We start from the raw sequence: 20210 nt of genomic DNA, 5'->3' as shown, positions 1-20210 counted from the left end.
GCGCCCCCACCGTCCCCGTACGGACGGCACCGGGCGCCGCCGAACGACCCTCCGGCCGGGCCCGCAAGGAGTCCCGGCGGGTATCGAGGTCCGCGACTCCGGCCGGCCCCGGATGGACCGCGATCCTCCCGGACTTCGTGTCAGATCATGGACGAGGGGCCGTGTCGCCGGGGTGGGCGGAGGGCGGGTTCGCGAAGGATGAGAGCATGGGGATCGTCCTGCCGACTCTTTTCGCACTGCTGGCCGCACTCAGCAACGCGCTCGCCACCGTGCTGCAGCGCCGGGCCGCACTCACCGTGCCGCAGTCCAAGGGGTTCCGCCCCGGACTGATCCTCGATCTGCTGCGACGACCCGTCTGGCTGGCGGGCATGCTGACGGTGATCGCGGCCGGTGTGTGGCAGGCGGTCGCACTGGCGACCGGTCCGCTGTCGCTCGTTCAGCCGCTGTTCGTCCTGGAACTGCCGCTGGCCCTGCTGTTCGCCTCGCTGATGCAACGCCGCCGCCCTTCCGGCACGTTGCTGCTCCAACTGCTCGTCGTCGTCGCGGGGCTGGGCCTTGCGCTGTGGTCCGCCGCGCCGGCAGGCAACCGTACGCATGTGTCCATCGACCGCTGGCTTCCCGTGCTGGTCGCCTGCGCGGGCGCCGTCGTCCTGCTGGCCCTCGCAGGGCTGAAGCGCCCTCCGGGCCGGCTCCGTGCCGCGTGTCTCGGTACGGCCACCGCGATCTGCTTCGCCCTCACGGCCGGTCTGATGAAGACCGCGGTGCACATCCTCACCGATGGCGGTATCGGTGCGTTCCTGACCTCGTGGCAGACGTACGCCTTCGCTGCGAGCGGGGTGTGCGCCATGCTCCTGCTGGAACACGCGATGCAGGGCGGGCCCCTGATCGCTTCACAGCCCGCGCTCACCCTGGGGGACGCCACGGTGAGCCTTCTGCTCGGTGTGCTGGTGTACGAGGAACGGGTGCGGGGCGGCTGGTGGCTGCTGCCACTGGCGTTCGGGGTCGGGCTGATCGTCGCCGGAGTGCTCGCCCTGGCCAGGAGCGAGGCGGAGGCGTTGTAGCACGTGCCGTCCTCGACGGGCTGACCGACGGGCGCCGACGGCACGTACGAGATGGTCCTCGCCGTCCGGCCGTCCGGCCGTCCGGCCGTACGAGCCGACGGACCCGCCGCCGTCGGTGAGGCGGCGCGCCGCGGGAAGGCACTCAGCCGCTCACGGGAGCTTCCAGGGGGCTCGGCTCGCGGGGGAAGAGCGCCTGGCCACGCTTGCGGCCGGGACCGGTGCCGACACTCCCGTCAGGATGCAGCCGCAGCGGTCGGGGCCGTCCTGGACGGCCCCGACCGCCGTGATCGCGCCGGACACGGCCAGGCCCTCTCAGCCGTTGGCCGGTCCGGCAGGTGCATGTCACTCATCGGCCGTTCGGGACCGTGTCCTCGAACGTCGTGCCCGCGGCGCGGTACGACGCGACCATGGCGGCTACCTGAGCAGGCGTCAGGACCCGGTCCCTGACGTGGAGCACGTAGTCGACCTGCTCGTCGTACGAGCGGGGCGTGGTGCTGGGCTGCCCGGCCAGGTCGATCAGCCACTGGTTGAAGTTGATCGACATGGGTCGCTCGGGCAGATACGCGGCGTCGTGCGTGCCGAACAGCTGGCCGTCGATGTAGTACCTGATGGCGCTGTCGTCGATGGTCAGCACCAGGTCGTGCCAGCCGGCGTAGCTCTGCCGGACCTGCGAGTGCTGGTTGACCGCCTGCCACGGGTCGGGGTTGTACGTCTCCCAGGACGTCGTGTAGAGGATGTGGGACGGCTCGCCCCAGCCCCCGTTGGGGAGGTACTCGAAGTCGTACTCCGAGTAGTCGTCGGCCATCGGGGCCTTGAGGTCGTTGATGGTGAAGAACGTCTGGACGACGCGGTCGCCGTCGGGCCCGGACACGGGCGCGTCGGAGAACTTCACCCGGGCCGCGTAGGTGCCGTTCTTGAACTTCGTCGCCTTGGTGAGCACCTCGGTCTGCTTGGTGGTTGCCGCGGTTCCCGCCGTCTGTGAACGGAGGTTCATCACCGAGTTGCCGCCGGAGACGGCGAAGGTGACGTTCTCCGGGGCCCAGGTCGCGCCGGGGACCCCCGGACCGCCGGAGTTGGACCGTACGTTCCAGCCGTTCGACGAGATCCTCGGGTCGCCTGAGCCGGTGTAGTTGAAGTCGTCGAACAGGGTCTGGCCGCCGGTGGGCGGCTCGGTGGGCGGATCCGTCGGATCGTTGCCCTCGGGGGCGGTGCCCCAGACCGTCGTGCCGGACAGCCGGGCGGTGACCTTCGGCCAGTCGGCGTAGGCCGTCTGCGAGGGGCCGAACGAGTAGTCGTCGCTCTGCTGCAGCCTCTGCCAGTCCGACCGGTAGAAGCGCAGCTGCATGTCCCCGGTGTCGGCGCCGGGCGTGAGACTGCCCGCACCCGGGGTGAAGCCGATCTCCAGGTAGCGGTCGGCGGTCGCCGTGGGGCTGGACAGGGTGCCGAAGGCTCCGGTGATGTTGCTGCAGCCCCTGACCGCCCAGGAACACGCGAAGCGGTACGAGGTGCCGGAGCTGTCGGCCTTGAAGTAGTAGCGGATCTTCACGGCGCTGAGCTGGACCGTGCCGTCCCCGGTGTTCCTGATCCTGAACCAGGGTTCGGTCTGGTCCGCCGTCGCGCCCGTGGCGCTGGTCCGGTACTGGACCGTGACGTCGTCGGTGGCGGCGCTTGCGGTGGCGGGCAGCGCGGCGAGGCCGGCTGCGGCGGTGGCGACGGCCGCGGCCGTCGCCACCGCCGTGCGCAGCGAGGTCGGGCGGGTTCGGGAGGTCATTCCGAGTCCTTTCCGGGATGGGGTGGTGGGGATGTCGGTTCGGGTAGGCCCGCCGGAGTGGCGGGGAGGAGGGCCGAGGACGCCGAGGACGGTCGGGGAGGACCGGGGTGTCAGGGATGGCGGCGGACCTCGAGCGCGTCCAGCCGGGTGGTGTGGTGTCGCAGGCGGGAGCAGAAGTCCTCCCATTCGGTGGGGCCGCTCCAGCCGCGGTCGGCCAGGGCGCACAGTCGGGGGAAGGTGAGATAGTCGAGACGGTCGGGGCTGGCCGCGTACTCGGTCCACAGCTGGGTCTGGGTGCCGAGCACGTGAGCGGCGCTGTCCGGGGAGGCCCCCGCGGGTATCGGGTCGTTGTCGTGGACGTCCCGCAGGCTCACGACGGCACCGGCTTGGGTGCGGGGCTCATGGGGGGCGGTGCTCTGGGGGTAGTCGAGGTACGTGGCCCGGTAGTGGGCGTTGATCACGTCCTGTCCCCGGTCGGCGGCCGCCAGCGCGTGCAGGGGGTCCCGCCAGGCCATGACGACGAAGTCCTCGGGCAGTTCCGTCCCGGTCTCGGCCCAGCCGACCGGACGCCGGCCGTTCGAGCCGAGGAACCTCCCCACCCGGTCGAGGAACCAGCCGTGCAGAGCCGCGGGTCCGTCGAGGCCTTCGTCCCGCATGCGCGCCGTGGCCTCGGGGCTGCGCTCCCACTCGGTGAGCGGGCACTCGTCCCCGCCGACGTGGATGTACGGGGAGGGGAAGACGTCCATGACCTCGTCGAGCACGGTTCGGCAGAAGTGGAAGACGTCCTCGTGCACGCCGAGGACGGTGTCGCACACTCCCCAGCGGGTCCACACGTCCAGCGTCCGGCCGGGATCGTTGCCCAGGCGCGGGTACGCGGCCAGGGCGGCCCGGACGTGCCCGGGCATCTCGATCTCGGGCACGACCGTGACTCCGCGGGCGGACGCGTACTCCACCAGAGCGGTCAGCTCGGCGCGTGTGTACGAGCCGGAGTGCGCCGTTCCGTCGTAGTGGTCGCCCGTGGCGTCGGTCGCGGACCGTGCGCGGTGGCCGCCGATCTCGGTGAGCTTGGGGTAGGCCGCCACGGGCATGCGCCATCCCTGGTCGTCGGTCAGATGCAGGTGGAAGACGTTGATCTTGTGCAGGGCGAGGAGGTCGACGTAGCGGTGCAGGTACGCGGCGGGCTGGAAGTGACGGGCCACGTCGAGCATGGCCCCGCGCCAGGGGTGCCGGGGCGCGTCGGTGATCTCCGTGCAGGGGACGGACCAGTCCACCCCGGCCTGCGGTCGGCGCGCCAGGGCCGGTACGGGCAGGAGCTGACGGAGCGTCTGCACCCCGTGCAGGAGGCCGCCGAGGCGAGCGGCGCGCAGCAGGACCGACCGCGGCCCGACCGACAGCCCGTACCCCTCGCCGCCGAGGCCGCTCAGGGCCGGGTCGAGGGCGAGGGCGACGGTACCGTCGGCGGCGGGAGCAAGGGGCAGTCCGGTGGCGGGGGAGAGGAGGGTGCGCAGCAGCCGGGCCGCGGGTTCGGCTCCCTCGCCGACGCGCAGGCGTGTGCCGGTGTCGAAGGTGAAGCGTCCGGGCCTGGTCCGGATCCTGGCGGGCCGGGGCACGAGCGCGGTGGTGGGCAGCGGGTGGGGGGACACGGACGTCTCCTGTGAGGGCACGGTTGTCTCCGAGGGGCCGCGCAGCGGGAAGGGCCGGGCGAGTGCCGGTGGAGCCGGCGGACCGCCGGACCGCCGGGGCGGCGGGGCGGCGGGGTCGGGTGCGGGTGGGTCAGCCCTTGACGGCGCCGGCGGCGAATCCGGCGGTGACGTGACGTTGGAGCAGGAGGAACACGGCCAGGGCGGGCAGCGCGAACAGCGTGGAGGCAGCCATGGTGGCGCCCCAGTCGGTGCCGAAGACGTTCTGGAAGGAGGACAGCCAGACCGGCAGTGTGCGGCTGCCCTGGTGCTTGATGATCAGGAAGTTGGCGTAGGTGAACTCGTTCCAGGCCGTGATGTAGCCGAAGAGGGAGGTGGCCATCAGCCCGGGAGCGAGCAGCGGGAAGGCGATGTGGCGGAAGGCCGCCGACCGGGTGCATCCGTCGACCCGGGCGGCCTCCTCCAGTTCCGGCGGGATGGCGGCGATGAACCCGCGCAGCACCACGATGGTGAACGGCAGCGTCATCATGAAGTAGATCAGTGTGAGGGTGGGGAGCCGGTCGAGCATGCCCGTGTCGCGGGAGATGATGTAGACGGGGATGATCAGCGCTTCCCAGGGTGCCATCTGCGCGATGAACACCATGAGGATGAACGCGCGACGGCCGCGCCAGCGCATGCGGGCCACGGCGAAGGACGCGCCGAGTGCCACGACCAGGGCGAGCAGCACGGCGGCCAGGGTGACCAGGATGCTGTTGCGCCAGAACAGCCCGAACCCGTCGGCGTCGACGGCGGTGCGGAAGTGGTCGAGTGTCCATGCCCGGGGCAGGAGCCGCGGTGTGCCGGACTGGATGTCCCGATTGGGCTTGAACGCGGTGGCGACCATCCAGTAGACGGGGAAGAGGCAGACCGCGATCGTCGTCCCGGCGGCGGCGTGCACCGGAAGGCGTCGTAGACGCGGGCGGCGAACCGGGGTCACAGGGCCTCGCCCTCCTGACGGAAGAGCTGACGGAAGTAGAGGACGAGTACGGCCGCCATCATCAGGACGGTGATCACGGAGACCGCCGAACCGAGGTCGTAGCGCTGACTCGCGAGTGCGGTCTGGACGGCGTACACGGGCAGGATCGTCGTCGCGTCGCCCGGTCCGCCGTTGGTCATCACCCAGATCTGCACGAAGGCCTTGAAGGTCCAGATGACCTCCAGCGACAGCACCAGCATGAAGATCGGCCGGATCAGCGGGAAGGTGATCGTGCGGAAGATGCGCGGGGCCGAGGCGCCGTCGATGCGCGCCGACTCGTACAGCTCCGCCGGCACCGTCGTGAGGGCCGAGTGCAGGGTGATGGCCGCGAACGGTACGGACTGCCAGACGATCAGGACGACCAGGATCACGAAGGCGGCCGGGCCGTGGGCGAACCAGGGATAGCGGTCGAACGAGGCGAACCCCAGTTCCTTGAGGGCCCAGTTGACGATGCCGAACTCCGAGTGGAACAGCCACTGGAAGACCGTGGTGGCCGCGAGGACCGGCGTCGCCCAGGTGAGCACGAGCGCGCTGAGTACGGCGGTGCGACCGATCCGGCCGAGCCGTTCGATCACCAGGGCCACCAGGGCGGAGAGCAGCATGATCAGGACGACGTTGACGGTCATGAAGAGGAACGTGCGGCGTACGACCTGCCAGAAGCGGGGGTCCGACAACAGCGTCTCGTAGTTGCGCAACCCCACGAACCGGGCGTCGCCCCGGATGAGCTGACGCAGCTGGAAGTCCTGGAGCGAGATCAGGACGGTGCGTGCCAGGGGGTAGACGAGCAGGTACAGCATGCCCAGCACGGTCGGTGCGACGAGCAGGTAGGGCCATGCGCCACCGGCGGCGAGCCGTGGCCGCGCGGCCCGGACCGGGGAGGTGAGCCGCCGGGCGGGGCGCCGGCTGGGCGGAGGGCGCGTCGCGGTGCGTTCGCGGGTGACCGGCACGGCGTCGTCTCCTTTCGGTCTGCCGGGAACAGAGGGCTCAGGAACCGGACTTCATGGCGGTGGTGATCGCCTCGGACGCCTTGACGGCCTCGGTCCGGGTGTCGGCACCGGTGAGTACGGCTGTCATGTAGTCCTTGATCGGGTTCTTGGCTTCGACCGCGGCCCAGCCGGGGGTGTTCGGAGTCGCCCGGCCGACGGCGGCGCCGGCGGCCATGGCGGAGGTGCCGGGGTCGGAGGCGACCGCGTCGGCCAGGGTTGTCTTGTTCGGCACGTAGCTCATGGCGACGGCGAGCTTGCGCTGCCATACCTCGCCGGTGAGTTCCCTGATGAAGGTGTACGCGGCCTCGTGCTTGCCGGACGCCACGGGAATGACGAGGTCGGAGCCACCGATGAAGACGGAGCCGGGCTTGGCCGCGGTCTTGCCCGGGATGGGGAAGAAGCCGAGCCTGCCCTCCAGCTCGGGGTTGTTCTCGATGACGGCGCCGGCGCCACCGGGTGTGGAGATGATCTGCGCCACCTGCCCCTTGGCCATGACCTCGGCCTGTGGCGGCTCCGCCTCGTCGGAGTCCCGGGGGCCTCGTCCCAGCGCCTGGAGCCGCTGGTAGAAGTCCATACCGGCCAGCGCTTCGGGGGTGTCGAGCGTTCCCCGCCAGGAGTCCCCGGACCGGCTGGCCAGGTCGCCGCCCTCGTCCCAGATGAACCCGGCCAGCGCGTACCACATCTGGCCCGGCAGATAGATGCCCTGGGTGCCGGCGGAGTTGAGCTTCTTCGTCGCGGCGATCCACTGGTCGCGCGTCTTGATGGCCGCCGGGTCGATGCCGGCCTTCCGGAACAGGTCGGTGCGGTAGATCACGACACGGTTGGCGGCGTAGTACGGGATGCCGTACTGCTTGCCGTCGTACGCACCGGGCTCGGCCAGTCCGCGCAGCCAGTCCCGGCCCCCGAGCTCCCCAACCCTGTCGCTGAGGTCGAGCAGCCCGCCGCTCTGCGCGAACCGGGCGACCTGGGTGTTGCCCGTCTCGATGACGTCGGGGGCGTCGTTGCTGGCGAGCGCGGCGGTGACCTTCTCGCCGATGCCGTCCCACTCCTGGATCTGCACCTTGACGTCGATGTCCGGGTGCGCCGACTCGAAGCCCGCCACGAACTCCTTCTGGAATTTCCCCGAGATGCTGTCCCTCATGAGCCAGACGTCGACGGTGGTCCTGCCCCCGGCGGAGGCGCCGGAGGAACCGGAGCTGCTGCAGGCGGTGAGGCCGCCGGCGATCACCAGTGCGCAGACAGATGCGAGCGTACGGAGCTTCACAGTTCACCCTTGGGGAGGAGAGAGCACCAGGCAACCTGACCAGTTCGGTAACTGGATAGGTGACCTCTTGTTGGTCGTTGAAGGTGGCATAGACCAATCGAGGCGTCAACCCCTCACGTTCACACGCCTTTTGGGCATCCCGATGTGGGTGATCTCTGACGGCGAGGGGTGAAACCGTCTACACTGCACCTGACCAGTGGTCCATCGGTGGTTAGATCGGGGCACGTGGCCGGGGAAGCACACTGCAGCGGGGCGGGAGCGGCACATGAGCACAGGTGGCGGGTCGGGAGCGGTCCTCAAGCGCGAACGCGTCCGCGACTACATCCTGGAACTCATGGAGGCACTCCGCCCCGGAGACGCCATTCCGTCCGAGCGGTCCCTGTGCGCCACCCTGAACGTCTCCCGGCCCACACTCCGGGCGGCCGTCGACGAGCTCGTCGCCGCGGGTCTCCTCGTGCGCGAGCACGGCCGTGGGATGTTCGTGGCGCCCGAGAAGATCATCCAGGAACTCGTCTCCGACCAGCGGGCCATGGCCGTTCCCCGGGCCTCCGGCATCTGGTCGAGCCGTCTGCTGGAGTTCACCACCATCGCCGCCGGCGCCCGGGTCGGGCGCAAGCTCCACCTGTCACCCGCGGCCGACATCGTCTACGCGGCCAGGCTGCGGCTCGTGGACGGTGCGCCCATGGCCATCGAGCACCTGCACATCCGGGCCGACCTGGCTCCCGCCCTGACCGCACGGGAGCTGGAGGCCGGTGACCTGTACGACCATCTCCGTGACCGGCACGGAATCCAGGTGAGCGAGGCGGTGCAGACCATCGAGCCGACGGTGGTCAGCCAGGCGGAGTCCAGGCACCTCGGCATTCCGCACCTGTCGCCCGCGCTGCTCTTCGAGCGACTCACCCGTGACACCGCCCACCAGCCTGTCGAGTACGTCCACTCCGTCTACCGGGGCGACCGCTACCGCATCGTCTCCCGCCTGGCCCTGGGGCCCACCGCCCCCGAACCCGCCGGTGGGGCGGCCCATCTCCCGGGAATCCCGCCCGGCGTCCTCACCCAGCGGGAACCCCTCGCCCACACGACCAGAGGGGACGTGCAGCCGGCTCGTTGACCCCGGCCTCACCTCGTCGGCGCCGTGGGAGTGCCGGCGCGGGTGCCGTGCGGCCGGGCGTCCGTGGCCGGCTGCGGACGCGGGCCGTCGACGGAACCCGCCGGGTGCCCGTGACATCGGCGAGCGGTCCCGGGGCGGTGCCGTCGAGACCGGCGGGGAAGCCGGTCGCCGAGCGGGGCCGTCGCTACGAAGCCGGCCTCGTCCCGCCCTGTGTGGCCTGCAGATCGGCCAGGAGTTCGGCCTGCCCGGCGAGCAAGCCGGACAGGATGGCCCGTGCGACCCGCAGCAGCTCCGCGACCTGTGGGCTGGTCAGCGAGTAGTACACGGTCGAGCCCTCCTTGCGCGTCTTGACCAGGTTGGCCCGGCGTAGCACGGCCAGCTGCTGGGACAGGTGCGCGGGCTCGATTCCCACCTCGGGCAGCATCTCCGCGACCGCGTGCTCGCGCTCGCTCAGCAACTCCAGGACCCGGATACGGGCCGGATGGCCCAGCGTCTTGAAGAACTCGGCCTTCAGTTGGTACAGCGGTGTGCTCACCGTGCCGTCTCCTCTCCGAGACTGCAGCACGGCACCATCGGCCGGAGCTCGGCGCATCGCGTCCATCCACTCGTCAAGAACATGTGGCCCATCCTCGCCTGCGGCAGTGGCCACGCCGAACCCGCACCCGGGGCCGGGGGCTCGGAGTGCGGTGGTGGCGACCTCAGGAATTGCTAATATTAGCAATTCCTGAGGTCATGGAGGAGGGCGCGTGAGGATCACCCCGCTGCGCGGCATCGGCGTGTCCTGGCTGAAGTGTCCCGCCTGCCGTCTCAAGTGCCGCCCCGCCGCCGTCGGCCCGGACGGCGGCTGCCCTCGCTGTGGGAACGCCGGGATGCTCCGGCTGTCCTTCGGCGGCCGTCCGGCCCGGTCGGAGCGGGACACCGACCCGGTCGCGGGTACCCACCGGAACTGACCCGGCGCGAAGGGCGGACCGGGAGACAGGACGGGTGACCGGGGCACGCCGGCCGGATCCGCAGTTCGCTTCCAGGGGAGTGCACCACCAGAGAGGGCCGTGCACGAAGCAACCGCAGGGGTTCTTGGCGCGGACGCCGACAGTGTCTCCGGCTTCCGACCGGCCGCGACGGCATCCGCCGAGGACGTGGTGAACGCCGCGGACGAGGAGGCCCACGTCATCGAGCCGGTGCGAGACGGGGGCGGTGCCTCCCACCGGTGCCCGGGCCGAAGGTCACCCGTACGCGAGACCGCCCGGGACGACGTCCCGGGCGGTCGGGCAGGGCGAGGTGCCCGGTCAGGCCTTCTTGACCACGCTGGACTTGAGCTGCATGGCGCCGAACCCGTCGACCTTGCAGTCGATGTCGTGGCCGTCCACGCCGTCGACGAGGCGGATGTTGCGCACCTTGGTGCCCGCCTTGATGCCGGTCGGGCTGCCCTTGACCTTCAGCGTCCTGACGACCGTCACGGTGTCGCCGTCGGCCAGCACGTTGCCGACCGCGTCCTTGACCACCCTGTCGCGGGAGCCGCCGTGCGCGGACTCCTCGGACGGTGACCACTCGTGCCCGCACTCGGGGCACACCAGGAGCGCACCCATCTCGTAGGCGTACGTACCGGAGCACGCGGGGCAGGGAGGAAGAGTTTCACTCATGGCACAGCTGTCTTTCAGTCGGTGAGCGGAGATGCGGATGAGGCGGGCCACCCGTCGGTGCGCCACGCCTGCAGCCCTTTCTCGGGGTCCGACGGGCGCCGGGCGTGGGCGGCGAGGGCGGCGGCGAGGTCACAGTGGACGGGGATGTCCGGACAGTCGCCGTGCGGGACCAGCGAGCCGTCGGCGGGAATGGCGGCCAGTGCCAGGCTGCGGCCCGCGCCGGCGAGGCGGTGTGCGGCCTCGGTGATGGCCAGTTGGCCCTCCGCGGACCAACTGCGCAGCTCGGTCAGGTCGAGGATGATCGGTCCGCTGCCGCGGGCGATGACCCAGCCGACCGCGCCGCCGAAGCGATGGACCGCGTCCGGGCCCAGGTATCCGGCGACGGAGAGGATGCCGAGCCCCTGCTCGCTGGTGTAACGCCACTCGATGGTCATGGGGTGAACTTCCTTGTGCTGCCCGCTGGGTTCAGAGGGGGAGGGTGATCCAGATGCTCTTGCCCCGCCCGTCGGCGTCCGGACGGACGACCGCGCTGCCGCCGAGGCCCAGGGTCACCTCCATGACGGTGGCCAGCCCGCCGGTCCCGCTGCCGAGTGCGCCGTGCAGCGGAGGCCGGCAGGGGTGCCGGTCGTGGACGGCGAGGGCCAGGCAGTCCCGGCCCGCCGCGTAGATGACGGTCAGCTGCGGGGAACGGGCGGCGGCATGCCGGACGCTGTTGGTCACCAGCTCGGCCAGGATCAGCAAGGCGGGGTCCACAGCGGGATGGCGCAGACCGATGCCCCACTCCACCAGGGCCAGTTCGGCCGTCTCACGGGCCATGCGCACGGCCGCCGGTACCGCCGGCAGCGTGAGCACGTGCCGGTGGGGGAGGGCTTCCAGTTGCGTGGACATCACGCCTCCACACGGATCAGGCGAAAGCCGCTGACCGTCTTGAGGTGCAGGCGCAGCACCGTGTCGTGCGGGCCGTGCGTCCATCCGGTGAGGGTGCGCCGGTAGTGGCCCGCTTCGTCGGGATCGGCGATCACCTCGGCGGGGCCGGACAGGGTCACCGTCCAGCCGGTGCCGGGCGCGACACGGATGTCGTCCACCTGGTACGTCACCGCCTCCCGCACGACGGCCGCCTGCACGGGGGCCCGGACGATCAGACATCCGCACTCCCACACATGGCGGGCGGGCCGTACGACGGTCTGCCCCCGCTGCGGATACACCAGCCGCCCCAGGCTGCTGCCCTCCACCAGCCACAGTGCCTCCGCACCGGAGAGCCCGGCCATGCGCAGGGCGGCGAGGGGGTGGTTCATCGCACAGGCTCCTCACGCGCTTCGGGGGACTCCGGCGGATTCGGGATCGCCGTCTGCTGCCTCCGGGCGGCACCCTGGGGCAGGACTCCCACCGCCTCCAGATGATCGCGAGCGGCCCGGATCGCCTCCGGTGTGGTGGCGTAGTCCCGGCCCTCGTGCCGCAGCAGCTCCAGCGCCCCGACGGAATCGAGGACCTGGTGCTGGTCGGGGCGTATCCCGGAGGCCAGGACGAGGATGCCGCGCCTCGTCAGCTTCTCCACCGCGTCCTTGAGGACCAGGGCACCCGTGGCGTCCAGGGCGGACACCCGCGACATGCGCAGGATGACGACCCGTACGTCGGCCAGTCCGGTCAGCTCCAGCAGGAAACGGTGCGCGGCGGCGAAGAACAGCGGCCCGTCGATGCGGTAGGCGACGATGTGCTCGGCGAGCAGGGCGTGCTCCTCCGCACTGTGGTCGCCGCGGTCGAGGGGGACCTCCTCGAGGCGGGCGTCCTTGGCCACGGCACGCAGGGCGAGAGCACCCGCCACGGCCAGACCGATGATCACCGCGTACACGAGGTCCAGGGCCAGGGTCGCGACCGCGGTGAGCACCAGGATCAGCGCGTCCGAGCGGGTGGCCCTGGCCATCGCCCTGAGCGAGCCGACCTCGACCATACGGACCGCGGTGGCCAGCAGTACACCGGCGAGGGCGGCGAGCGGCATCTTCGAGACCAGGGGCGCGGCCGCGAAGACGATCACGGCGAGGACCGCGGCATGGGTGAGGGCGGCCAGCCGGGAACCGGCACCGGTACGGACGTTGACCGCGGTGCGGGCGATCGCGCCGGTCGCGGGCACGCCGCCGAACAGCGGCGCCGCGATGTTGGCCAGCCCCTGGCCGAACAGCTCACGATCCGGGTCGTGCCTCTGCCCCACCGTCATGCCGTCCGCCACCGAGGCGGACAGCAAGGACTCCAGGGCCGCGAGCGCCGCCACGGCCACGGCCGGTGCGAGCAGGGTGCCGAGCGAGCCGAGTTCCAGGAAGCCGAGCGAGGGCGCGGGGAGCCCGGACGGGAGATCGCCGATCGGCTTCACCGCGTCCAGGCCCGCGACCTGGGCGACGATCGTGGCCGCGACGACGGCCAGGACGGAGAACGGGACGGTCGGCCGCCAGCGGGCGCCGATCAGCATGACCGCGGCCACCGACACCGCGAACGCGGCCGCCGTCCCGTTCGGATGCCGCACGAACTCCTCGACGGCCCGCCAGGCGACGACCAGCACGCGGTCGCCCTCCGGCTTGGGCACTCCGAGAGCGTTCGGGATCTGCTGCAGGCCGATCACGCAGGCGATGCCGAGAGTGAAGCCCTCGACCACCGGGGCAGGCACGTAACGCATGTACTTGCCCGCCTTCAGCACCGCCAGCGCGACGAGCATCACGCCCGCCATCAGCCCGACGGTCAGGACCGCGCCCGGCCCGTACTCGGCGACGATGGGCACCAGGACCACGGTCATCGCGCCGGTGGGCCCGGACACCTGGAGGTTGGACCCGCCGAACACCGCGGCGAGCGCCCCGGCGACCACCGCGGTCGCCAGTCCCGCCTCGGCGCCGAGTCCGGAGGAGACCCCGAAACCGAGTGCGAGGGGCAGGGCCACCATCGCCACGGTCAGTCCGGCGAGCAGATCCTGCCGGGGGGCACGCCGCACGTCCGCCAGGTCGCCACGGGTGGGCAGGAGTGCGGTGAACAGGGCTGTCGCCCGCCTGATCGCCGAGGTCATCGCGCAGTGACCTCGGCTTCCCGCAGCTCGGCCAGCAGCTCGCCCTGCCCTGTGAGCATCTCGGTGAGGATGCGGCGTGCGGCCCGCAGCAGTTCGGCCACGTCCCCGCCCGACAGCGCGTAGACGACGGTCGAGCCCTCCCGGGTCGAGGTGACGATCCCGGACCGACGCAGCACCGCCAGCTGCTGCGACAGGCCGGACGGCTCCACCTCGATGGCCGTCAGCAGGTCCCGTACCGGCATCGGTCCGTCCTGGAGCAGCTCCAACACCCGGATGCGTACGGGATGCCCCAGCATCCGGAAGAACTCGGCCTTGGCCTGGTACAGCGGAACGGACACAACCCCTCGACTTCCCCGAAGAGAGCCCCGCCTCGGGGCAGCCACCAAAGGCTGTGCCCACGGCTACCTGCGAACACAGTCAATACAGCATCTAGCTAATTGCGAAAATTTGCAATTCAGCATCTGTCTCATCGCGGGCAGGCCCGCCGGGCCGCGACTGCCGCCTGCGCCGTCGGCGTGCCCACCGGGCAACGGCGTGTGATCCACCGCTGCAGTCGCCGTTCCCGGCCGCGGTCCGCGCGGACGGCTGCACGGGGCCGGGCGCGGGAGGGTGATGCGGCGTGCGGACGGTCACGCCGGCCAGCTCGGCCACACGTCCCACGGTCAGGTGTTCTTCCAGGGCGCCGACCACGCGGCATGACGCCACGTGCGGGTCGAGCAGGTCGCCCTTGCCAGACTCGCGGGCCGGTGCCCGGACCGGACGGACGCATCCGTCGGCGACCGGCCCGGCGAGGGGTCAGGCACTACGGGGAGCGCCGTGCCGAGGGTGACGGCGCGGAGCCGGCGGCCCGTGCACAGTGCGGCCAGTCGTGGAAGTCGCGTTCCCGGCTCCACAGACGCCGGGCCGCCTGGATGTTCCACTCCGGGTCCAGGGCCTTTCGCGGGGTGCCGTCCAGATCCCGCAGACGGGCGTCGGAGATCTGGAAGACGCCCCAGTTCCGGGTGCCGTTGGTGTTGGGGAGGATGTGCAGCGGGTCGAGGAAGGACTGGCAGTCGGCGATGGCCACCGCCGTGTCCGGTGCCTCGGGGAACACCTCCCGGATCCGCTGCCGCACCCTCTCCGGCGGCCATACGTCCATGCGGACGGGTGAGGAGGAGAGCGCCTTCTTCGTGGGCTCCCCCACGACTCCGTTGGGCGGCAGGCCGGCCAGCACCTGGAAGGCCGTGACCCGACGGAGCGTCTGCGGCCCGAAGTCCCCGTCGACGTCGATGTCCGCACCCTTGGCGTGCAGCAGTCGCTGCACCTCCCTCGCGCACGCGTCGTGCTGGCCCATGGCGACGACCGGCGAGCAGGCGGGCGAGAACAGCAGCCGGCTGTCGCCCGAACCGCCCGGGCCGTCCCCGGTCCCGGGTGCGTCACGACCGTTCGACAGCGCCAGGGCGGAGACGCCGAGCGCCACGACCGCGGCGGTGGCGAGGAGAGCGGTCATCAGCCGACGGCGGCCGGCGCCTCGCCCGGGTGCCGGGCGGGCGCCCGCCACCCGGGCGCCGTCTTGGTCCGCTTCCGCTGCACCGGTCCCACCGGGCGGGCCGGTGTTCTCGTCATCCGTGGCAGCCGGCCCGCGGTCCGCGGTCGCGGCCGCCTCGCCCATGACGGAGTCCGTGCCGGCTGCCGGGTGGTCGCGGGCCTCCTCGGCGGGATCCGGGCCGTCGGCCCCCTCCTGCTCGGCGGCCTCGTGGGCCCTGGCCGCGTCTGCGAGGGCCCACAGGCGATGAAGGGTCCGCAGCTCGTCCGGAGCGGCACCGCACACCGTGGCCAGCCGGTGCACGCTTCCGTAGTCCTGGGGCACGGACCGTCCCCGGCAGTACCGGTGCAGCGTGGATCCGGGTATTCCGGACTTTTCGGCGAGGGCTGCGTAACTCAGCCCGGATCTGCTCTTCAGAGCGCGAAGTTGCGCGGCGAACCGCTCGGTCTCTGGGCACGCAGGCGCCACTGTTCCCCCTCCACCAACCGGACAGGACGTTGGTCGGGCGTCTCATGCCCGACACTCTGCCACCGCAGGCATCCCATGGCCGTCCCAACGGCTCGGGAACGCCGCAGGCGGTCGGCGTCCCGCAGTCCCGGCATCCCGATCGGCCCGCCTTCGTTGCCGGCTCCGGTCTCGAATCGCCAGCATCGGGCCGTCCGATCACCAGCCCACGACCTTCGAGGAGATCAGACTCATGCGCCTCACCCTTCGCCGGCACGGTCGCGCCACCCCGCTCTTCGCGGTACTCGCCGTCAGCGCCGCCGCAGCCACCGCACTGGCCGTGCCCACCTCGGCGTCGGCGGCACCGGACACCGCCACCTCGGTGGACTGCGCCAGTGGTGATGTCTGTTTCTGGACCGGCTTCAACTTCACGGGCAAGAGGTGTGCGTGGTCCGTGGCCGACCCGGACTGGCAGAACGGCGCCATCAGGTGCTCCTGGGCCGCCACCGAGAACGTGAAGTCGGTGTGGAACGCCGGCACCGGCAACTACAGCGGCGTCGCCTACTACACCGGCGCCAACTACAGCAACCGGATCGGGTGCACCAGGCAGCAGCAAGGCGGCAACCTCGCCGGGACCTACAAGGTCCGTTCCCACAAGTGGATCTCGGGCAGCTGCGGCTGAACCGCGCACCGCGTGTGGCAGCCTGACGTGAACGCGGCGGTCGGTGCGCCCGGGTGAGCGTACCGACCGGAGCGGCTGCGTCCGGTGGCGGCCGCCACCGGACGCAGCCGGGTGGAATGCGACCGTCGGCCCGTCGCGAGGCGTCTCCCTCTCTTGCGGGCCCTCGTCTCGGTTCGGTGCCGGGAAGCCTTCGTCCCGGCAGGGGCTTCCGGCTCGGGCAAGGCGCCCTGGGGAAGGGCCTGTTCGCTGCGGGGGCGCCTCTGCGACCTGCGTCCAGCCGGGTGAGGCGGGGAATGGAGGGGCTGCCTGGCGTGTCAGGGGGCCGGGTGGGGGGCTGTGCGGGTGGTGAGGCGTTCCCAGTTGCGGTGGGCGATGTCGGCTTTCTGCTGGTCGGTGAAGGGCGCGTCGGTGAGGAAGGAGCGGGCGGCGCCGTTGCTGGTGTCGACGTAGGGGAAGCCGCCGGGGCGGAAGCCGTAGGTGAAGGGGTAGTCGGTGGAGTAGAGCATGCGGTCGGTGCCCATGACCTCGGCGGTCCAGCGAAGGTAGCGGGGGCTGTTGGTGCCGCTGCCGGCGACCCAGAAGTTTTGCCTGAAGTAGTCCGCGAGTGGTCGCTGGAGGCCGCCGGCCTCCGCGAAGAATCCGGTGTGGTCGAGGTAGAACATGACGATCTCGCCCCAGTGCCCGGCGATCACTTGCAGGTCGGGGAACCGGTCGAAGACACCCGAGAAGATCATCCGCAGGTACTGGATGCCGAGGTCGTAGTACCAGCCGATGCCGGCTCCTGCCAGCCAGGTGCCTATCCGGCCGATGCCGGAGTAGTAGGCGTCGATCACCGGCTGTGCCGGCGTCTGCGGGTGGAAGTGCAGGGGCACCCCCAACCGCTCGGCGGTGGCGTACAGCTCGTCGTTGTGCGGGTGGTCGGCCGGTTTGTCTCCGGTCCGGCCGTACAGCATGGCGCCCGGGAAGCCCAGCTCGCCCACCGCGCGCTCCAGTTCGGCCGCGGCCGCGGCCGGCGACTGGGTGGGGATCGCGGCGAACGCCTGGAAGCGGTCCGGGCGCGAGGCGACGATCCGGGCGAGTTGGTCGTTGGCCTCGCGGGCCACGCCGATCGCGTCGGCCTGCGGCAGGTCCTGCACGCCCGGCGAGGACAGCGACAGGACGGCGACGTCGATGCCCTGGTCGTCCATGTGGGCAAGCCGCTGTGCGCCGACCTCGCGCAGGTTCCTGGCGATCGGGCCGTCCCCGAAACCGCGGGCGGGCGTCCGCGGTGATCCGGCCCGCCGGTACGCCTCGTGGACGGCAGGCACGACGACGGTCTCTTCCACTCCGATGATCTTCAGGTGTTCGGGCATGGAGACGCTCCCAGCGTTGTTGTTTCCGGTGGAATCCCATAGAAGGTACCACCGATAATATCAACGTCAACACCTGTGCGATAACGGTGGTAGCCAGGCGGTGGCCGAGTGGCGATATCGTTGGTTCATGCCTGTCGACCCGAATGCCGGACCGCTTGTCGCGGAGCCCGGCGCCACAGCGCGCGAGCAGACCCGTCGCCGGATCATCGACGTCGCGATCGACCTGCTCGAGCGCGGAGGTCGTGATGCGGTCACCACCCGTGCGGTCGCCGACGCCGCCGGACTTCAGCCGCCGGCCCTGTACCGGCTGTTCGGCGACAAGGAAGGACTGCTCGACGCCGTGGCCGAACGCGGGTTCAGCCGGTTCCTGGCCTCCAAGCACATCGACCCCGACCCGCAGGACCCCCTCAAGGAGCTGCGGGCCGGCTGGGACACCGCGGTCGAGTTCGGGCTGGCCAACCCCGCGCTGTACACGCTGATGTACGGCGAACCCGTCAGGTCCGCCGTCTTCCACATCGGCCTCGAACTCCTCAGGGAGCGCATCCGCCGCCTGGCTGTCGCGGGCCGACTGCGCGTCGAGGAGGATCTCGCGGCCCAGATCATTCACGCCACGGCACGCGGTGCCGTGCTGACCTGGCTGTCCCTTCCCGAGTCCGAGCGCGACCCCGCCCTCCTCGTCGCGCTGCGCGAGGCGATGATCGCCGCCGTCACCGACCAGGTGCCGGCCGTACGGGAAGAGGGCCCCGCCGGTGCCGCCCGCGCCCTGCGCGCCGCGCTGCCCGACCAGGACCTCCTGAGCCACGCCGAACGGCAACTGATGGTGGAATGGCTCGGTCGACTGTCCACGGAGCCGCCCCGCGGACGCACGGGCAGCACCGACCGGGGGAGTACCGACCGGGTCCGGGACTGAAGGTGCAGAGGCCGGCGGCAGCGACCGCGTTCAGGCAGGGTTGCCGGGCTCGGAACGACTGACGCCTCGACAGAACGTGCCGCGGGCAGAGGCCGGATCCGCCGAGACGGGGCCGCCCGAGTCCCTGCCCGCTGCACCGCGCGCCTCTGCCGCCCGTCCGTGCCTCTTTGAACGGACCGTCGGCCCCTTCCCGCCCGTGCCGCGCGTGGCTGCCGACGGCCCCGGACGGGCCGACGCGCCGCGTCTCCCCCCGCTCCGTGATCACGCCGAGGTGCCCGGTCAACGGTGCGATACGGCGGTCGGGCGACCGGTCGCGCGCCGTGTTCGTTCCGTCCACCCGCCCGAACAGCGCCGACCGCACCGCGGGGGCGGCGAAGGCGAGGAATTCTCGGGAAAACCGTTGTCCGTGCGGGTGCCGCCGGTCTCCCAGGTGCCGGACATCAGACCGGCAGACCCGAACCACCACGGAGCGATGCAATGCCCCTGTACAACGAATCACCCACTCGTCCGGACGAGCCCGGGCACGAGGAATCCCGGCGGGGGCACCGCCCGGACCAGCGCCGCCACCGCCGCCCGCGCGGATGGAAGGGAACGGTTGCGGTCCTGTCCGGCACCGCGGCCGTGGCGGGTCTGGTGGTCGGCACGATCGTGCTGACCGGGCCGGATCCGGATGAGGTGGCCACGGCCACCGTGACCACCCCCACGGCGAAGTCCGACCCCGCCCCGCCGAGGGGCACGCTCTCCCCGTCCCCGTCCGCTTCACCGTCGGCCTCACCGTCGGCCACCCCGTCCCCGTCCGCTTCGCCGTCCTCCGGTGCGGCCTCCTCGCCGGCCCGCAGCCGCGCCACCCTGACACGCTCTTCTCCCCCCGCGGCCCCTGCCCCGGCGAAGACCGCGTCGTCGAAACCCGCGTCGCCCAAGGGCGGCCCGGTCGGCCCCGACCCCACGCTTCCCGGGCCCCGCTCGACATCGCAGAGCACCAGCGAAGCGGAGGCGATGTCGCTGCGGCTGCTCAACGCGGAGCGGGCGACGGTCGGTCTGCCCCCGCTGGCCCTGCGCGCCGACCTGAGCGACTTCGCCCGCAGCTGGGCGCGGCACATGCGTACCTCCGGGTTCGGCCACTCCAGCAGCTCCGACACGCAGTACCTGGTCACCGGCGGCCGCACCTGGATAGGCGAGAACATCGTCTGGTGGAGCGACGAGTCGATGACCGCCCAGGAAGCCGCAGAGAAGTTCCAGGCCATGTGGCGCCACAGCCCGGGCCATTACAAGGCCCAGACCAGCACGTCGTTCACCGAGGTCGGCGTGGGTATCCACCACGACGACTCCGGCTGGTGGGGAGTGCACAACTTCTCCGACGCACACTGACCGCGCACCGGCCCGCCTCGGCCGTCCGGCAGACCCGCCCACCCCGGCACGGCCGCCGTGCCCGCCATGCCGGATGGTCGAGGCACCGGGCCCGTTCGTCCAGGACCCCCGCAGACGAACGCCGTCCCCGGCGGCACCCGCGGACGTGGCGGGGGATCCGCTTGCGACCGACCGGCGGCGGCCCGCCGTCCCAGCCCCCCACGACGTCCGTGGCGCCGAGGCACGTCGTGTCGAGGCCGCTGCCGGGACACGCGGCGACGATCTCGACCCCGCGGGCGAGCGGTGACGGTCACCTTCCGCCGGGGGGCGGTCTGCCCGCGTTCCCGGCGGTCGGCGGCGACCGGACCGGTGCTGCCGTGGCCACCGTCCGCGATCGCCTCCTGCCGTTCCGGTGCCGT

The 20210-nt window shown here is 71.6% G+C and carries 20 protein-coding genes; 6 read left to right on the top strand and 14 right to left on the bottom strand.

The genetic code is table 11. The features are described 5' to 3' along the window. Positions 1 to 206 precede the first annotated feature (206 nt). Positions 207 to 1061, top strand: coding sequence for a DMT family transporter (locus I3F54_RS13285; protein ID WP_240118926.1), 855 nt, complete (start codon positions 207 to 209; stop codon positions 1059 to 1061). Positions 1062 to 1407: 346 nt separating this feature from the next. Here the strand turns inward: I3F54_RS13285 and I3F54_RS13280 are convergent, their stop codons facing one another. The 5 genes from I3F54_RS13280 to I3F54_RS13260 form a co-directional block, all read right to left on the bottom strand. Further along, positions 1408 to 2832, bottom strand: coding sequence for a cellulose binding domain-containing protein (locus I3F54_RS13280; RefSeq protein WP_240118925.1), 1425 nt, complete (start codon positions 2830 to 2832; stop codon positions 1408 to 1410). Positions 2833 to 2942: 110 nt separating this feature from the next. Next, positions 2943 to 4475, bottom strand: a complete 1533-nt coding sequence (locus tag I3F54_RS13275; RefSeq protein ID WP_240118924.1) for a beta-N-acetylhexosaminidase — start codon at positions 4473 to 4475, stop codon at positions 2943 to 2945. A gap of 130 nt (positions 4476 to 4605) precedes the next feature. Continuing rightward, positions 4606 to 5409 (bottom strand): carbohydrate ABC transporter permease, encoded by an 804-nt coding sequence (locus I3F54_RS13270; protein WP_374205918.1) that lies wholly within the window; start codon positions 5407 to 5409, stop codon positions 4606 to 4608. A 35-nt stretch (positions 5410 to 5444) separates the two neighbouring features. Continuing rightward, positions 5445 to 6434 (bottom strand): carbohydrate ABC transporter permease, encoded by a 990-nt coding sequence (locus tag I3F54_RS13265; RefSeq protein WP_240118922.1) that lies wholly within the window; start codon positions 6432 to 6434, stop codon positions 5445 to 5447. Between the two features lie 37 nt (positions 6435 to 6471). Further along, positions 6472 to 7737, bottom strand: coding sequence for an extracellular solute-binding protein (locus I3F54_RS13260; protein ID WP_240118921.1), 1266 nt, complete (start codon positions 7735 to 7737; stop codon positions 6472 to 6474). A 265-nt stretch (positions 7738 to 8002) separates the two neighbouring features. On the opposite strand from I3F54_RS13260, the gene I3F54_RS13255 reads away from it, so the two are divergent. Next, positions 8003 to 8845, top strand: coding sequence for a GntR family transcriptional regulator (locus I3F54_RS13255; RefSeq protein WP_240118920.1), 843 nt, complete (start codon positions 8003 to 8005; stop codon positions 8843 to 8845). A 184-nt stretch (positions 8846 to 9029) separates the two neighbouring features. Here the strand turns inward: I3F54_RS13255 and I3F54_RS13250 are convergent, their stop codons facing one another. Further along, positions 9030 to 9380 carry a metalloregulator ArsR/SmtB family transcription factor gene (locus I3F54_RS13250; RefSeq protein WP_240118919.1) on the bottom strand — a complete coding sequence of 117 codons (351 nt, stop codon included), beginning with the start codon at positions 9378 to 9380 and terminating at the stop codon, positions 9030 to 9032. A gap of 211 nt (positions 9381 to 9591) precedes the next feature. Here I3F54_RS13250 and I3F54_RS13245 point away from each other — a divergent pair, with 211 nt between their 5' ends. After that, positions 9592 to 9795, top strand: coding sequence for a hypothetical protein (locus I3F54_RS13245; RefSeq protein WP_240118918.1), 204 nt, complete (start codon positions 9592 to 9594; stop codon positions 9793 to 9795). A 336-nt stretch (positions 9796 to 10131) separates the two neighbouring features. On the opposite strand, the gene I3F54_RS13240 is transcribed toward I3F54_RS13245, so the two are convergent. The 7 genes from I3F54_RS13240 to I3F54_RS32380 form a co-directional block, all read right to left on the bottom strand. Beyond that, entirely contained in the window at positions 10132 to 10485 is a 354-nt protein-coding gene (locus I3F54_RS13240; RefSeq protein ID WP_240118917.1) for a zinc ribbon domain-containing protein YjdM, read from the bottom strand. A gap of 14 nt (positions 10486 to 10499) precedes the next feature. Next, positions 10500 to 10919 (bottom strand): STAS domain-containing protein, encoded by a 420-nt coding sequence (locus tag I3F54_RS13235; RefSeq protein WP_240118916.1) that lies wholly within the window; start codon positions 10917 to 10919, stop codon positions 10500 to 10502. Positions 10920 to 10950: 31 nt separating this feature from the next. Then, positions 10951 to 11373, bottom strand: a complete 423-nt coding sequence (locus I3F54_RS13230) for an ATP-binding protein (RefSeq protein WP_240118915.1) — start codon at positions 11371 to 11373, stop codon at positions 10951 to 10953. Next, positions 11373 to 11780, bottom strand: a complete 408-nt coding sequence (locus I3F54_RS13225) for a pyridoxamine 5'-phosphate oxidase family protein (RefSeq protein ID WP_240118914.1) — start codon at positions 11778 to 11780, stop codon at positions 11373 to 11375. Before I3F54_RS13225 ends, I3F54_RS13230 begins: the two co-directional genes overlap by 1 nt. Continuing rightward, positions 11777 to 13531 carry a SulP family inorganic anion transporter gene (locus I3F54_RS13220; protein WP_240118913.1) on the bottom strand — a complete coding sequence of 585 codons (1755 nt, stop codon included), beginning with the start codon at positions 13529 to 13531 and terminating at the stop codon, positions 11777 to 11779. Before I3F54_RS13220 ends, I3F54_RS13225 begins: the two co-directional genes overlap by 4 nt. Continuing rightward, on the bottom strand, positions 13528 to 13869 hold the full coding sequence (locus tag I3F54_RS13215) for a metalloregulator ArsR/SmtB family transcription factor (RefSeq protein ID WP_240118912.1): 342 nt from the start codon (positions 13867 to 13869) through the stop codon (positions 13528 to 13530). The genes I3F54_RS13220 and I3F54_RS13215 overlap by 4 nt, the downstream gene beginning before the upstream one ends. 464 nt (positions 13870 to 14333) lie before the next feature. Continuing rightward, positions 14334 to 15524, bottom strand: coding sequence for a helix-turn-helix domain-containing protein (locus I3F54_RS32380; protein ID WP_240118911.1), 1191 nt, complete (start codon positions 15522 to 15524; stop codon positions 14334 to 14336). 229 nt (positions 15525 to 15753) lie between these two features. On the opposite strand from I3F54_RS32380, the gene I3F54_RS13200 reads away from it, so the two are divergent. After that, on the top strand, positions 15754 to 16182 hold the full coding sequence (locus I3F54_RS13200) for a peptidase inhibitor family I36 protein (RefSeq protein ID WP_240118910.1): 429 nt from the start codon (positions 15754 to 15756) through the stop codon (positions 16180 to 16182). Between the two features lie 314 nt (positions 16183 to 16496). Here the strand turns inward: I3F54_RS13200 and I3F54_RS13195 are convergent, their stop codons facing one another. Beyond that, positions 16497 to 17534 (bottom strand): amidohydrolase family protein, encoded by a 1038-nt coding sequence (locus I3F54_RS13195; RefSeq protein ID WP_240118909.1) that lies wholly within the window; start codon positions 17532 to 17534, stop codon positions 16497 to 16499. A 127-nt stretch (positions 17535 to 17661) separates the two neighbouring features. Between I3F54_RS13195 and I3F54_RS13190 the strand changes: the two genes are divergently transcribed. Both I3F54_RS13190 and I3F54_RS13185 read left to right on the top strand, forming a co-directional pair. Next, positions 17662 to 18444: a TetR/AcrR family transcriptional regulator gene (locus I3F54_RS13190; protein ID WP_240118908.1), complete on the top strand. Its 783-nt coding sequence runs from the start codon at positions 17662 to 17664 to the stop codon at positions 18442 to 18444. Between the two features lie 477 nt (positions 18445 to 18921). After that, positions 18922 to 19812, top strand: a complete 891-nt coding sequence (locus I3F54_RS13185) for a CAP domain-containing protein (RefSeq protein ID WP_240118907.1) — start codon at positions 18922 to 18924, stop codon at positions 19810 to 19812. Positions 19813 to 20210: the final 398 nt, after the last annotated feature.

Source organism: Streptomyces sp. MUM 2J (assembly GCF_022414535.1).
Classification (GTDB): domain Bacteria; phylum Actinomycetota; class Actinomycetes; order Streptomycetales; family Streptomycetaceae; genus Streptomyces.
This window is presented reverse-complemented; position numbering and strand designations above follow the sequence as displayed.

Bases quoted from the DNA above. Each gene is read 5' to 3' on its own strand.
- I3F54_RS13285 (WP_240118926.1), top strand. From the start codon at position 207: ATGGGGATCGTCCTGCCGACTCTTTTCGCACTGCTGGCCGCACTCAGC.
- I3F54_RS13280 (WP_240118925.1), bottom strand. From the start codon at position 2,832: ATGACCTCCCGAACCCGCCCGACCTCGCTGCGCACGGCGGTGGCGACG.
- I3F54_RS13255 (WP_240118920.1), top strand. From the start codon at position 8,003: ATGAGCACAGGTGGCGGGTCGGGAGCGGTCCTCAAGCGCGAACGCGTC.
- I3F54_RS13240 (WP_240118917.1), bottom strand. From the start codon at position 10,485: ATGAGTGAAACTCTTCCTCCCTGCCCCGCGTGCTCCGGTACGTACGCC.
- I3F54_RS13235 (WP_240118916.1), bottom strand. From the start codon at position 10,919: ATGACCATCGAGTGGCGTTACACCAGCGAGCAGGGGCTCGGCATCCTC.
- I3F54_RS13230 (WP_240118915.1), bottom strand. From the start codon at position 11,373: ATGTCCACGCAACTGGAAGCCCTCCCCCACCGGCACGTGCTCACGCTG.
- I3F54_RS13225 (WP_240118914.1), bottom strand. From the start codon at position 11,780: ATGAACCACCCCCTCGCCGCCCTGCGCATGGCCGGGCTCTCCGGTGCG.
- I3F54_RS13220 (WP_240118913.1), bottom strand. From the start codon at position 13,531: ATGACCTCGGCGATCAGGCGGGCGACAGCCCTGTTCACCGCACTCCTG.
- I3F54_RS13200 (WP_240118910.1), top strand. From the start codon at position 15,754: ATGCGCCTCACCCTTCGCCGGCACGGTCGCGCCACCCCGCTCTTCGCG.
- I3F54_RS13195 (WP_240118909.1), bottom strand. From the start codon at position 17,534: ATGCCCGAACACCTGAAGATCATCGGAGTGGAAGAGACCGTCGTCGTG.
- I3F54_RS13190 (WP_240118908.1), top strand. From the start codon at position 17,662: ATGCCTGTCGACCCGAATGCCGGACCGCTTGTCGCGGAGCCCGGCGCC.
- I3F54_RS13185 (WP_240118907.1), top strand. From the start codon at position 18,922: ATGCCCCTGTACAACGAATCACCCACTCGTCCGGACGAGCCCGGGCAC.